This window comes from Chryseobacterium sp. 2TAF14, assembly GCF_052115105.1.
Lineage (GTDB): Bacteria > Bacteroidota > Bacteroidia > Flavobacteriales > Weeksellaceae > Chryseobacterium.
Genome location: NZ_JBFRGA010000048.1, coordinates 1 through 14,132, shown reverse-complemented (window position 1 = coordinate 14,132; position 14,132 = coordinate 1). Strand labels below are relative to the sequence as shown.

Here is a 14,132-nt window from a genome sequence, read left to right as displayed (position 1 = left end):
GCTGGGTAGAAGGCGCTGTTCCGCCTCCTCCTTGGTTTCCGCCGCCTTCAGACGGTATCGATGGAGTTCCACCCTCATCGTTACCTCCCACTGCTATGTCATTACATCTCCTTGTTACCGTAATTACCAGTACCGACTGGGTAGGTTCCGGGCATTTCCCCTCACTTAAAGGACCAAATTCTTCTCCATTGTGATGCATGCCACCGCTGCATGTCGTGTAGTAGGCATCCACATAATCATAGCAGACTACTCTTTCCATTACTTGTGGTGCATAAGTTCCGCTTTGTAGCAACTCTTTGGTTATTTTTCCTTTTAGATCTACCGTACTGCCTGCAAGCATCGTCTGCTTCTCCTGAGCGGTGAGGTTATAAGTAACCAGCTCTTCTTTCCAGCTTCCGTCTGATAAAGGGCTTAAGACAAGGTTCTCAACAGGAGCATTTTCAAGAGCATTTTCTCTGTCAATACGAAAGGTATAGGTATAAAAATCGGGGCCGTTTTCTATATAGATCACATTATCGGTATCGATAGAAACGCCGTTTCTGAATACAAGTTGAAAAACCTCCAAATTGGAGGCTTATTTTATGGGACTTTTGTCATTACAATATTATTAGGAATGTCTATTGACCAATCAAYTGGTGGATCTCCTGGTCGAACAAATCTTGCGCCTTCCATATTTCTTACTTCTGTTATCTTTATATGTGTTGGATTTATATATGAAATTTTTAATTCAATATTTTTATTTTTGTGCGTCATATTTACTCTTAGCTCATTAGGATTATTTTCATGAATACTTGTACTTGCAATAAATGATTTTTTTTGGTGCTCAAAATTGGTATTACTATGCATTGTAGTATCTTCTGTTATCAATCCATTTTTATATATTTTATGAAAACCTATTAAAATGTCAAAAGTATCTAGATCATCATAACCTAAAAGTTTTACATTATTTTCTTTTTTCATAATAAAAGTTATCCCATTGCTAATATCTCCCCATTTCCATGTTCCTGCAAATTTGTCTGCATTGGGGTCTTGGAAATGCTGAGCACAACAATTATTAAACATTATCATTAGAAATAGACTGCTTACAAAGTGTGTTATATTTTTCATTTAATTTAATTTTAATTACATGGTTTCGGATCTATTTTTCCATCTTTAATAACAAGCTCCTCCCAAGTGGTGGAATTGTTTGAGCCTTTCAATATCTTTAAGCCACTATTTTTTTCAGAAAGCAATTTTACAAATCCTAATTCATTAGCATTTGACAAATTATTTTGCTTAATATTATATTTTATATAAGTTGCTTGTCCATAAGCATCTACATATCCTTGATTAATTTGTCCATTAGGCAAAATAAATTTTTGTGCAAAAATATCGAATTTTGCAATATCATCAATCACAATCATATATTGGGTATTAGATGCTGTTACAAGACCTAAAATAAAAGTATTAGGGTCTTTTATGTTTCCATTTTTATAAAATCCAGACAATGTTGCAAGATCGGCAGGGGAAAATACTGATAGCAAACCTGTATAATGAGAATGCAGAAAGCCATCAATCTGCCCACTTATATTGAAAATGATTCCAGCTTGTCCTATTTCCCCTTCTATAGAAGCATTATTTATTTGTCCATTATTTTCTTGTAGGATTTCACCAAATTCTTTGGTAGAATTGGTTTTGGTTTTTAGGTTTTCAAAAAGAGCTTTTGTATCCTCGTGTTTTCCAACCTTTTTTATTTTTTCGCATGGTGTTTTAGGAGGATTAAATTCCAGATTCGGTAAAGTAGGTGTACTGGGATTACAGCCTTCGTTAGTTCCTAAAGTAGAATTCGGGTCTTCTGGCTGGGAAGGTATACTTCCTTCACAAGGCTGGTTTGGGATAATTCCTGTATTAGGATCTGTAGACCCTCCTCCGGGCGAATTTTCCGGTGTGGCAGCTCCACCACCAGGAGCAGTATCTTCTACCTCTTCACATACGTTCCATGTAAGGACGTATTGTTTAGGTTTCCCTTTAATGCAGGTACATTCTGAGGCATCATAATGCCCCGGATGACATGCACATGGTGTATAATAAATATAGGTTTCCCAGTGGCATTGGGTGGTGGTTTTAGAAAAAATTTGTCCGGAATAAGTTCCCGATGCAAGTTCGGTGGTTTGCACTTTTTCCTGAAGATTTACAAAGTCTCCGTTGATAAGCGCTTGTTTTTCTTGAGTGGTGAGGTTGTAAGATACTAAAAGTTCTCTGTAACTTCCGTCTGATAAAGGGCTTAAGACAAGGTTCTCAACAGGTGCATTTTCAAGTGCATTTTCTCTGTCAATACGAAAGGTATAGGTATAAAAATCGGGGCCATTTTCTATATAGATCACATTATCGGTATCGATAGAAACCCCGTTTCCGTAATTAACAATCTTACCTTGAGCATTAGTTTTAGAAATTGTCTTAATCTTCGCTTCAGCCTTATTAAGCTCGGTAACAAGCTTATCTTTATGCTTCGCTTCATCCAAAGAAGTCCTTTTCGAGGTAAGCTGAAATTTCGAGTTGTTGCTGTAAGTGGTTTCCTGCTCGGGAAGATGGTCTGTTCTGCAGGAGAAGATGGTAAGTGCGACCATAAGAATCAGGCAAAGCCTGAGGAATAGATTTTTTTTCATAAATCATTTGTTTTTTAGTGGGTTAAATATATAATTTTTTCTTAACTCTACAAATATGTGATAAATAATCTATACCACAATGCCCTATTTTTGATGCATGATTATTTTCGAAAAAAAATTTATATTTGCTGTACGCAAACAGTTTTAGTAATGAATACAAGCATAGGCAAAAGAATAAGAACGTACAGAGAAGAGAGAGGTTTTTCTCAGGAAGAGCTTGCAGAAAAGCTGCATATCTCACGCTCTACGTATCAGCGCATCGAAAACGGTGAAACCAATTCGTGGATCAACCATATCGAAAAGATCTGCACCTCGCTTAATGTGGAACTGGATGATATTCTGAAACCGGAAGAGGGTTATACGCAGATAAACAAAGAAAATACTTCGAATGAAAATTCAAGTAATAATATGATTCAAAATCAAACAAATAATTATCAAGCTTCGGATAAGCTGATCGAAAGTCTTAATGATCATATTGCTCTTCTTAAAGAAGAAAACCAAAGATTAAGAGAAGAAAACAGGCTTCTGAAGTCTCAAAAATAATTAAGAATACAAAAAACGCATCCCGGGAGATGCGTTTTGTATTTAAAAAGAGACAAAAAGAATAAAAAAAGACTCTTTTTATATCTCAGGAGACCCAAAAAGAGTGTCGGGAGATTCTTTTTGTATCAAATTAGTTTCAAAATATCATTAAAAAGACTCTTTCAGCATTTCCGTAATTGCTAAAAGAGTCTACAAACACATTTAAAACATTCTTTATTGCTTATCAGGGAAGTTTCTGCTTCCTCTTTTGCTAAACCTCTGGCTAAGGTCTTCGTAGATCGGTATTGCTGTAGCCACACCTTTGGAAGCCGCTTCTTTGGTGCTGCCATAATATAGCATCGATGCCGTAAGCGCTTCACTTCCCGCAAGGGTAACCGTATCGTTAAGATCTGAAGCAAGCTGCTCTGCAAGATTAAAGATCGGGCTAAGACCGCTTACCACCGCTTCGTCTTTCAGAAACTCTGCTTTATCCATGTAAGAAGGTGCAAATTCGGGATTGGTTTCAAGATAGCTTTTTACTTTCTGCACGGTAGCCACCGTTTTGTCTCCCATTTTGAAAAGAGATTTTCTATCGTCGACAGTAAGTGCCTGCAGATAAGGCGCTAAGAGGGTTTTGCATTCCTGAAGCTTTTGGTTTACTTCTGCCAATACGTTTTGTGGGATCTCCACACTGATTTGATTTTTTGTGCTCATCGTTTGTGTATTTTTTAAATTGTAAATCAAAAATAATAAAAAAACCGCAGTTTACAACTGCGGCTTACAATATTTTTTGAATAATAATCTTTTAATTAAGAAAAATAAGTARTCAACAAATAAGTACCTCCTGCAACAATTGCCGAAATAGGAATCGTTAAAACCCAAGCCCAAAGCAAGCTTACGGTAATTCCCCATCGTACTGCAGAGATTCTTTTGGTAAGACCTACCCCGATGATTGATCCGGTAATGGTATGTGTAGTAGAAACCGGGATCCCGAAGTGATCGGTAATGAAAAGCGTGATCGCTCCTGCTGTTTCTGCACTTACCCCTTCCAATGGTGTTACTTTTGTAATTTTGGTTCCCATTGTTTTGATGATTTTCCATCCGCCACTCATGGTTCCCAATGCAATGGCAATGAAGGATACCAACGGAACCCACATATAATGTTCTGAGAAATAGTTGAAACGTTCTGCCGGTATTATATTCAAATAAACAGGATCCTGAAGCATATTTACATGATAATAGATTAATGCCGCACCAATGATCCCCATTACTTTCTGGGCATCGTTAAGACCGTGACCCAGGCTGAATAAAGCCGAAGACGCAAGCTGAAGTCTTTTGAATGCCTTATCTGCTTTATGCGGGTTTGATTTTTTATATAATTGTACAATAATTAAAGTAATGATAATTGAAATGACCATCCCGATAACCGGAGCCAGGAATATGAATAGGAAAATAGGAATTACTTTGCTGAACTTCACAACATTTTGTGTTGTTACTTTCATCACCGCTTCCTTTATCGTGGCAAACATTCCCAAATCTGGCTGGCTTGCAACTACCTCGCGGTAATCCATCAGGAAAGCGTGCATTAATGCTGCTCCTAAAAAACCGCCGATCAAAGTGTGTGATGATGATGAAGGGATCCCAAACCACCATGTAAGAAGGTTCCAGGCAATCGCCGCAATAAGTCCTGAAAAGATTACTTCCAGCGTAATAAAGTTTTCGTTAACGGTTTTGGCAATCGTGTTACCGATTTTAAATTCTCCGATAATATAAGCCGCAATAAAGAATGCTGCAAAGTTCCATACTGCTGCCCAAAGTACCGCCTGAAAAGGGGTAAGAACTTTCGTAGAAACAATGGTTGCAATAGAGTTTGCCGCATCATGAAAACCGTTGATGTAATCGAAGATTAAAGCTAAAGCAATAATAACCGTAAGTAAAATAGGAAATTCCATTTCTGCTATATTGTTTTATGCGTATTTGATCATGATGTTCTCAATCGTATTGGCAACATCTTCTGCTTTATCGGTTACTACTTCAAGGTAATTTAATACTGATGAAATTTTAATAATATTAATGGCATCATTCGTTTCAAACAATTCTACCATAGAATTTGAAAGAAGATCATCTGCAATATTTTCTATAGAGTTTACTTTAATGCAAGCTTCTTTTACCTGCTCCATGTTTTTGAAACCTTTAAGGTTTTTCATGGCATTCTGAATCTCAAGACACGCTTTGTGAATCAGTAACGAGAAATCTGCGTAAGCCTTCATTAAAGGAGATTTGTAAAGGAAAATATATTTGGCAGATGCATAAATATAATCTGCAATATCATCTAAGCCTGTAGCTAAGGTGTGAATATCTTCACGATCGAAAGGTGTAATGAAGTTTTTCCCCAATTCAACGAAGATCTCGTGAGTAAGCTCATCATTTTTGTGCTCGTAGTCGCTCATCAATTTCAGCATAGAATCGTCATTCAGATCAAAATCTTTGATTCCGTGATTAAAATCGTTAGACATAGCAACCAGGTTATCTGTAACTTTTTCGAAAAGCACAAAGAAGATTTTATCTTTCGGTTGAAAAGCGTGGAAAATATTACCAATGCCCATTTTATAGTATTTATAAATTCGTGTGCAAATTTCTTAAAAAACCATATTACGTAAAAGCATCCCACGTTAATTTTTGTTCACATTGAAGTAATATTTGTTGACATAAAAAACCTATAGCAACCAGCAACTTTGTAGAAGCTTTAGATTCAATACTTTAAACACTTGTTTAAATAAAATCTAAATAAAAAAACCGGCAATAATGCCGGCTTAATCTATATGCTAAGAATAAGATTAGTTAGCTTCTTCAGCTCTCATATCTTTTCCTTTGAACTTCATTGATGAAATATTTCCTAAAAGCTCGCTTTTGAAAGATTTCTCAACTTCAAAGAATGAGAATTTTTCAAGGATCTCGATGTTACCTATTTCCGCTCTCTTGTTTCCTTTGCTTGAAGTTGCTTTGTTGATGATCTCTAAAACATCCAGTTTTTTCAAGTGGTCTTTTTTACCAAGGTTGAAGAAAAATCTGGTCATGTTTTCATCTCGCTGTCTAGGTTTTCCGCCACGATCTCTTCTGTCACCTCTATCACGGTCTCTTCCGCCTCTGTCACGGTCTCTACCTCTGTCACGATCTCTTCTGTCTCCTCTTCCGCCTCTGTCATCATCTCTGCTGCTCAGCTTCTGCTCCATAAGATCATGTCTGTCTTTGTAATACAAAGCAAGATCTTTTAACTGGAACTGAAGTAATTTGTGCACCAATTCTTCTTTTGTGAACGCTGAAAGATCAGGAATCAATGAATCATCAAATTCAAAGAAATCTTCGTGTACTTCAAATAAACTTTCAAAAACACCGCCAACCTGAGCTTTGATAATCTCTTCTCCTGTAGGAACTTTAGCTTCGTTGATTTCAATTTTAGTAACCGATTTGATCTGCTTTAGTTTTCTGCTTTCTTCAGGTTTAATTAAAGAAATAGAAATACCGTCTTTTCCGGCTCTACCTGTTCTACCACTTCTGTGAACGAATACTTCAGGATCATCCGGTAAAGAATAGTGAATAACGTGCGTTAAAGAATCTACGTCCAAACCTCTTGCAGCAACGTCTGTTGCGACCAAAATATTGATGTTTTTCAGTCTGAATTTCTTCATTACTGTATCTCTCTGCGCCTGAGAAAGATCACCGTGAAGAGCATCTGCTGCATAACCGTTCTGCATTAAGAAATCGGCAACTTCCTGAGTTTCCATTCTTGTTCTGCAGAAAATAATTGAGTATTGATTAGGGTTTGAATCGATCAGTCTCTTCAAAGCCTCTTTTTTCTGACGGTAACCAGCCACATAATATTCGTGCTTAATGTTCTTTTTAACTTCGTTAATAGAACCTACAGAAATACGGTGAGGTTTGGTTAAATAATTTTTTGAAATACGCTCCACTTCTTTGCTCATCGTAGCCGAGAACAAGAAAGTCTGTTTTGTTTCAGGAGTTTCTCTCATAATGGTTTCCAGCTCGTCTTTGAAACCCATTGAAAGCATCTCATCTGCTTCGTCTAAAACCAACCAGTGAATTGCCGAAAAGTCTAAAGCTTTTCTGTTAATCAAATCGATTACCCTTCCCGGAGTTCCCACAATAATCTGCGGTTTTTCCTTTAAAGAACGAATCTGATCCATAATACTGCTACCACCATACACCGCCGTAGATTTTACATTAGGCATATACTTGGTGTAGTTTTTAATGTCTTTAGCAATCTGAAGACATAATTCTCGTGTCGGACAAAGCACCAAAAATTGGATTTTGCGACTCGTATCGTCAATCATATCCAAAATCGGAAGCGAAAACGCTGCTGTTTTGCCTGTCCCTGTCTGCGCAAGTGCGATAAGATCGCGAATATCTGAAAGAATAAAAGGGATAGTCTGTTTTTGGATTTCTGTCGGGCTTTCATAACCCAGTTCGCCAATTGCCTTAAGAATATCAGGACTTAAATTGGTCTCCGTAAATAAATTCATTAAATATTATAAAATTTTTGCAAAGGTACAATTATTATTTGAATATTGAATTATATAATATTAACGAATTGATAATTTTATTTTAGAAAACCACAATCATTTTTATATTTAAACAAAAAAACTATAATTTTTTTATTTTTAATTTAAAAATTTTTCAACAATAATTACAATTACCAAATAATACATTTTATACACTGATAATTATGAATTAATGAAAACTTTTTAATGGTTTATTTTGAATAATAATATTTACATTTGATTAAAATTTAAAAAATGGCATCTCAGATTTCATCAAAAGTATTTGATTTTTTAAAACTTATTGATAAAAATAACAACCGCGAATGGTTTAATGACAACAAAAATCTTTTTACTGAAGCGCAGGCAGATTTTCAGGAATTCACAGAAGAGCTGATTGCAGAAATGGGAAAATTTGATGAAAACATTTTAAAACTTGACGCCAAAAAATCTTTGCTCAGAATCTACAGAGACACCAGGTTTTCAAAAGATAAAACACCATACAAAACCTATTTCGGGGCATCACTCGGAATGGGAAAAATGAACAGCAAAGCCGGTTTCTATCTTCATGTAGAACCCGGAAAATCTTTTTTAGGAAGCGGGATTTATCTTCCTGATGCTCCTATTTTAAAAGGAATAAGAAAAGAAGTTTCTCTTTTTAAAGACGATTTTTTAAAAGCAATTGACGATAAAGATTTCAAAAAATATTATGGTGAGCTCGATCCTGAACATAAGTTAAAAAATGTTCCTCAAGGTTTTGAAAAAGATGATCCGATGGCAGAATATTTAAAACTGAAAAGCTTCATAGGCGTGTACAATATTACCAATAAAGATCTTTCTGATAAAAATGCGGTGAAAAACATTTCAAAAATATTTGAAGCGGCAAAACCACTGAATGATTTCTTAGATACCTCGATTTCAAATATCCACAATTAAAAAAAAGAGAAACAAATACTGATAATCAACTCATTACAATTGATCTTTTTTAACAGCAATTTAACATTTTTCATTACCTTTGCTGGTCGTCAAATTTCCACACAATGTCTTTATACCAGCAACTCGCAGAAAAACTGCAGTACATTAGTCCGGGTTTTTATAAACAGAGATATTTTAAAAGTTTAAAAAATCTCACCAAAGAAAATTTTTCGGATCGTAATGTAGAGCCAGAGCTGGTTTGGATTAAAGAATATTTACAAAACGACGCCGTGATTTTTGATATCGGAGCCAACGTCGGAACGTTCCTTTATCAGTTTGAAAACAAGCTGAATCACAAAAACATTTACGCTTTTGAGCCCAATAAAAAGCTCAACATCAGGCTGAAAAGACTTTTCCCAACAATGAATATTTCTTCTGTGGCGCTTTCTGACGAAAATACAACCGCACAATTTAAAGTTCCGATTATTAAAGGAAAAATGGTTGCTTCGAGAGGGACTTTAAACACATCTTACAAAGAAAAAGACGAAGAAAACTCTTATACAGAAACCGTAGAAGTGGTAAAGCTGGATGATTGGGCGAAATCTAAAAACATCAAAAAAATAGATTTCATCAAGATCGATGTGGAAGGAAACGAAATGAAAACTCTTTTTGGAGGAAAAGAAAGCATCCAAAAATTCAGGCCTACTTTAATGGTTGAAATGGAACAGAGACACCACGACCAACCGATCTGGAGCGAGATTTCGGAAGTTGAAAGCTGGGGTTTTGAAGCGCATTATTTAAACAGAAAAAAATTCATTGTAGAAAAACTGACCGAAGAAATTTTACTGAAAAATATTACTGACGAAAAAAATAAAACCGACTACATCAACAATATTATTTTCCTTCCAAAAAACATTTAAAATATGAGTGTAGTAGCAAGACAGGGTTTTAAATATTCCATCATCGGGTACGTTGCGACGTTGATCGGGATGTTTTCGATTTTCATATTTACCAACGACCTCTTTTTTTACGGGAAACTAAGATATATCATGTCTGCTGCAGAAATGCTGGTTCCTTTTGTTGTTTTGGGGATTTCATATTCAAATGTGAAGTTTTTCGGGAAAGCCCATGAAGATGGCAAACATCAAAATATGTTGTCTCTTTCTCTGGCTTTTGTTTCTATTAATTTCATCGTATTTTTAGTTGTTTTTTTTCTCATTCCAATCTTTTTTCCTGAATTTACAAAAATGAAAATCTGGGAAAGCAAAAAATACATTCTCCCTCTGGTTTTAACACTTTCTTTATGTGCGATTTTCAACAGGTATATTTCCAATTACAAAAGAATTGTTGTTTCTAATATCTTCGATAATCTTTTGCCGAAATTAGCCAACTTAGGATCGTTCTGCCTGTTTTTTTATTTTCAGTTTTCAGAGCAGACTGCATTGGCATTTTTCTTCGGAATGTTTGCTTTAATGCTTACAGGATATATTTATTACACCAACAAGCTTGATAAAATACATCTCGATTTCAGCAGAGATTACTTTAAAAAAGACAATTTTTACAAAGAGTTTGCAGCCTATAGTTTCTTTGGATTTCTTGGAACTTTCGGAAATCACATGGCAATTAATAATTATATGATTGGTGAATTTATCGGTGAAGAAGAGATCGCAGTTTACAGCATTTTATTGGCTCTTATTTCATTGATTTCAATTCCGCAACTCGGCTTGTTTAATATTTCAGCACCCATTATCCGAAAAAATTTAGCTGATGGAGATATGAGAGAGCTCGACAGGTTTCATAAAAAAACATCATTAACGATCTATTTTTTAGGAGCCGTTTTGTTTGGATGCATCATGGTAGGTTTCCCTTATTTAACCTATTTTATGCCAAATAAAGGTGATTTACTGAGATTGTACCAACCTGTAATCTGGATTTGGGGTTCTGCCGTTTTAATGGATTTGGCTACCGGTTTTAACGGGAATATTATTTCGCTTTCAAGATACTACAAATTCAACATTATCGTGATGCTTTTACTGGCTGGTTTAACGATTGGTTTAAACTGGTATTTCATCAACAATACCGATCTTTCACTGATAGGAATCGCTCTATCAACCGCAATTTCGGTTACTCTTTACAATCTTATTAAGGTTATTTTCAACTATTTCGTGTTTAAGGTTTCACCTTTTTCCATTGAAATGATTTTTGTGTCGATTATCTGTACTTTAGCGATTACGGTGGCAATTGTTTTGCCCGTTTTTGAGAATAATTTCATCAATTTAATCTACAAACCTGCAGTTGTTTTGGCTTTGATATTCGTTGGAAATCATTTCACAAAAATATTTCCGATCGAAGATTATCTGAATGCAAAATTCTTTAAAAGTATTTTGAAATTTAAGTAAGCTTGTGAAGAAAATTTTCTAAATTTTCGAGGACAGTTTGCTTGCTGTATTCTTTCTGAAAATCATGTTGAATATTCTGCAGTTCGTAAAATTGCTCAATAACATTTTCTTTTTCGGCAACAATAAATTCAAGATTTGAAGTATAATTTGCAGGGAAAACAGCGATTTTTCCAAACTTAATTGTATCACCGATGTTTCCGGTCATTTTTGTTTTTCCGTACACTTCTTTCTGGCTGAAAAATTCGGTTTGTTGCTGAATCGGACACCACAAAACATCCGCTTTTTTCATCCACATTTCAAACTCTTCCTGAGAAACTCTTTCTGTAAAATATTTGATATTAAACTGATCAGAAATTTTCTCGATCGCATCAAGTTCCTCTCCTTTTGCTTTGCCTAAAAAAACAAATTCAATCCTTTCTGATCCMTCTGTTTTTTGAATTACATCTAAAACATGTTGATAATCACGTCTTTTTTGAGAAACTCCACCCGGAATAACAATTGTGAGTTTTTCATTCTTATTTTGAGTAAATTCTTTGGTATAAAAAAGCGGTAAAAACTGATATTCAGAAGACGAAAATTCTTTATCCAAAACCAAAAGCTGACCAGAATTTCTGTAAACTTTTGAAGCATAAAAAAGACCTTCCTTCCACCATAATTTCAATCGGTAAACAACATCTTCCCTGAAAACATTTTTGATTAAATCTAATTTGGAAGCCTTTGAAAAATTAAGATTATGAACAATGACAGCCGTTTTGTATTTAGAGGAAATGTTTAAAAAAGTATTGAAATACCGATGAACCGTTCCAATAATAATTAAATCATATTTCTTTGCTTTCAGTTGATCTAAAATCATCGAATTATCCGATAAAAAAATAGCTTCGTCATTGGTTTTTATCTGATTTTTAATTCTTTGTGAAAAATAATAATCCACAGAAAATTCTCTTGAATCATTCATTAAATCCATAAAATCCGCAGCAATTTCTGCGTGGGTATCAATTTCTATGTAAGCTATTTTTTTCAAAGTGAAATTTTAAGTTTTGGCTAAAGCCATTGTATTTATTCTATTTAAAAAACGGGCTAAAGCCCGTTCCTATTGAAATTTAAAATGAGTTACATTTTAAACCATTTCTTTTTAAACTGATTCCACCTTTGCTGATTAATCACTTTTTGTTCATCTTTTGAAATTTTCAACTCAAGATTGTGAGATTTGCATTTTTCGTACGAACCAATAATCTGAAACAGGAACGAAGGCGATTTTATTTTTGCAGCTTCTTTGGCTGCTGCAACATAAGTCAGAAAACGGTTTAAGCCTAAAAAATAAAAATACCTTCCATAATAATCGGCAGGTTTTATGGTATAATCTGCACCTTTCACCTTGATTAATTTTACGTGTAAATCGGGAAGCACGATTTCTTTCCAGCCTAAATTTTGCAGAAGAATCGCATCAATATTATCCCAGCCTAATGTTTCACGTAAACCTCCCATTTGAAGAAAACATTCTTTTCGGTAAGCTTTCATCGGACCGCGAACATGGTGTTTATTAGAATTTCCTTCGTAAACCCATTCTCCGTTTTTTTCGACATACAACAAACCTCCAACCAAGCCGTAATCAGGATTTTTTGTAAAAGAATCTGCGACCGTTTGCAGATAATTTTCAGAAAGAATAATATCTGAATCAAATTTGCAAATGATATCAAAATTTTTCAGATCCTGAGTTTCCAATCCTTTTTTGAATGCTGCCACAACTTTAGAACCCGGTTGATGCGCAGATTTTTGCAGATTGATGGTTTCAAATCTGGAATCCTGATCTGTATATTTTTTAATGACTTCTGAAGTTCTATCAGTAGAGCCATCATTTACCATTACCACTTTAAAATCTTTAAAACTTTGCTGTTGTAAAGAATCTAAAGTAAACGGAAGATTATTTTCCTCGTTGTGAGCAGGAATTATGACTAAAAATTTCAAAGCAAAATTATCAATGATGAATAACTTATAAATGATAGTTGACAAATGATGATTGATGCAAATCTAATGATTTAATTATATCATTTATCAATCATCATTTATCATTAATATTATTTATTGTGCGGTTTCAGCATATTTTTAGGATCAAGAATTTCGTCTAATTTTTCCTGAGAAAGTAAGTTTTGTTCCAGAACCAAATTGTAAACGCTTTTTCCGGTTTCCAAAGCTTCTTTTGCAATTTTTGTTGATTGTTTGTAGCCGATGTAAGGATTTAAAGCCGTTACAATCCCGATGCTGTGTCTTACCATATTCAGACAAACGTCTTTATTGGCAGTAATTCCGATTACACACTTTTCGCGAAGCGTTTCCAAAGCATTGCACAGGAAGTGAATATTTTCCATAATCGCATGCGAAAGAACAGGTTCCATTACGTTTAACTGTAATTGTCCGGCTTCAGCGGCAAAAGTTACGGTAAGATCATTTCCGATCACTTTAAAACAAACCTGATTGACCACTTCCGGAATCACAGGATTTACTTTTCCGGGCATAATTGATGAACCGGGCTGCATCGGCGGAAGATTAATTTCAGACAATCCCGCTCTTGGCCCGGAAGAAAGCAGTCTCAAATCGTTACATATCTTAGAAAGTTTTACCGCAAGACGCTTCATTGCTGAAGAATAAATCACATAAGAACCTGTATCCGGCGTTGCTTCTACCAAATCCGGAGCAGAAACAATCGGATAACCTGTAAGTTCAGCTAAATTTTTAGCACAAAGTGCAGCATAACCGATCGGTGCGTTGATTCCGGTACCGATTGCAGTTGCTCCCATATTCACTTCTACGAAAAGATTGGCGTTGTTATTCAGTTTTGAAATATCTTCTTCCAAAGTTGCTGCAAAAGCTTCAAACTCCTGTCCCATTGTCATCGGAACTGCGTCCTGAAGCTGCGTTCTTCCCATTTTAATAATATCGTGAAACTCTTTTCCTTTTTCACGGAAAGCCTCGACAATTCCTTCAAGTTTCTTCACTAAAGTTTCGTTCATATGCAACAATCCCATTTTGATTGCTGTAGGAGTTTCTTCACTAAAGTTTCGTTCATATGCAACAATCCCATTTTGATTGCTGTAGGA

14 protein-coding genes are annotated in these 14,132 nt (G+C 35.1%); 4 read left to right on the top strand and 10 right to left on the bottom strand.

Annotated elements, in window-relative coordinates:
- From AB4Y90_RS07555 to AB4Y90_RS07545, 3 genes are all read right to left on the bottom strand, one after another.
- Positions 1-565 (bottom strand): hypothetical protein (locus tag AB4Y90_RS07555; protein ID WP_441556803.1); only part of this gene is annotated, 565 nt, incomplete at its 3' end.
- Positions 566-579: 14 nt separating this feature from the next.
- Positions 580-1,107: a DUF6705 family protein gene (locus tag AB4Y90_RS07550; RefSeq protein WP_441556802.1), complete on the bottom strand. Its 528-nt coding sequence runs from the start codon at positions 1,105-1,107 to the stop codon at positions 580-582.
- A gap of 11 nt (positions 1,108-1,118) precedes the next feature.
- The gene (locus AB4Y90_RS07545) at positions 1,119-2,645 is read right to left on the bottom strand and encodes a hypothetical protein (protein ID WP_441556801.1); all 1,527 of its coding nucleotides are present in this window, start codon (positions 2,643-2,645) and stop codon (positions 1,119-1,121) included.
- 150 nt (positions 2,646-2,795) lie between these two features.
- Here AB4Y90_RS07545 and AB4Y90_RS07540 point away from each other — a divergent pair, with 150 nt between their 5' ends.
- Entirely contained in the window at positions 2,796-3,188 is a 393-nt protein-coding gene (locus tag AB4Y90_RS07540) for a helix-turn-helix transcriptional regulator (RefSeq protein ID WP_441556800.1), read from the top strand.
- Positions 3,189-3,401: 213 nt separating this feature from the next.
- On the opposite strand, the gene AB4Y90_RS07535 is transcribed toward AB4Y90_RS07540, so the two are convergent.
- From AB4Y90_RS07535 to AB4Y90_RS07520, 4 genes are all read right to left on the bottom strand, one after another.
- A complete protein-coding gene (locus AB4Y90_RS07535; protein ID WP_441556799.1) occupies positions 3,402-3,881 on the bottom strand; it encodes a hypothetical protein in 480 nt (159 codons plus the stop codon).
- 95 nt (positions 3,882-3,976) lie between these two features.
- Positions 3,977-5,119, bottom strand: coding sequence for an anion permease (locus AB4Y90_RS07530; protein ID WP_441556798.1), 1,143 nt, complete (start codon positions 5,117-5,119; stop codon positions 3,977-3,979).
- Between the two features lie 15 nt (positions 5,120-5,134).
- The gene (locus AB4Y90_RS07525) at positions 5,135-5,773 is read right to left on the bottom strand and encodes a DUF47 domain-containing protein (RefSeq protein WP_074229593.1); all 639 of its coding nucleotides are present in this window, start codon (positions 5,771-5,773) and stop codon (positions 5,135-5,137) included.
- Between the two features lie 231 nt (positions 5,774-6,004).
- On the bottom strand, positions 6,005-7,708 hold the full coding sequence (locus tag AB4Y90_RS07520) for a DEAD/DEAH box helicase (protein WP_441556797.1): 1,704 nt from the start codon (positions 7,706-7,708) through the stop codon (positions 6,005-6,007).
- Between the two features lie 273 nt (positions 7,709-7,981).
- Between AB4Y90_RS07520 and AB4Y90_RS07515 the strand changes: the two genes are divergently transcribed.
- From AB4Y90_RS07515 to AB4Y90_RS07505, 3 genes are all read left to right on the top strand, one after another.
- A complete protein-coding gene (locus tag AB4Y90_RS07515) occupies positions 7,982-8,659 on the top strand; it encodes a DUF2461 domain-containing protein (protein WP_441556796.1) in 678 nt (225 codons plus the stop codon).
- A gap of 104 nt (positions 8,660-8,763) precedes the next feature.
- Complete coding sequence (locus AB4Y90_RS07510) at positions 8,764-9,558, top strand: FkbM family methyltransferase (RefSeq protein WP_441556795.1); 795 nt, start codon at positions 8,764-8,766, stop codon at positions 9,556-9,558.
- 3 nt (positions 9,559-9,561) lie between these two features.
- A complete protein-coding gene (locus AB4Y90_RS07505; RefSeq protein WP_441556794.1) occupies positions 9,562-11,037 on the top strand; it encodes a lipopolysaccharide biosynthesis protein in 1,476 nt (491 codons plus the stop codon).
- Here AB4Y90_RS07505 and AB4Y90_RS07500 read toward each other — a convergent pair.
- From AB4Y90_RS07500 to AB4Y90_RS07490, 3 genes are all read right to left on the bottom strand, one after another.
- Positions 11,030-12,058, bottom strand: coding sequence for a hypothetical protein (locus AB4Y90_RS07500; RefSeq protein ID WP_441556793.1), 1,029 nt, complete (start codon positions 12,056-12,058; stop codon positions 11,030-11,032). The two genes, AB4Y90_RS07505 and AB4Y90_RS07500, sit on opposite strands and share 8 nt — an antisense overlap.
- 89 nt (positions 12,059-12,147) lie before the next feature.
- On the bottom strand, positions 12,148-13,002 hold the full coding sequence (locus AB4Y90_RS07495) for a glycosyltransferase (RefSeq protein WP_441556792.1): 855 nt from the start codon (positions 13,000-13,002) through the stop codon (positions 12,148-12,150).
- Between the two features lie 110 nt (positions 13,003-13,112).
- Positions 13,113-14,132 (bottom strand): aspartate ammonia-lyase (locus AB4Y90_RS07490; RefSeq protein WP_441556791.1); only part of this gene is annotated, 1,020 nt, incomplete at its 5' end.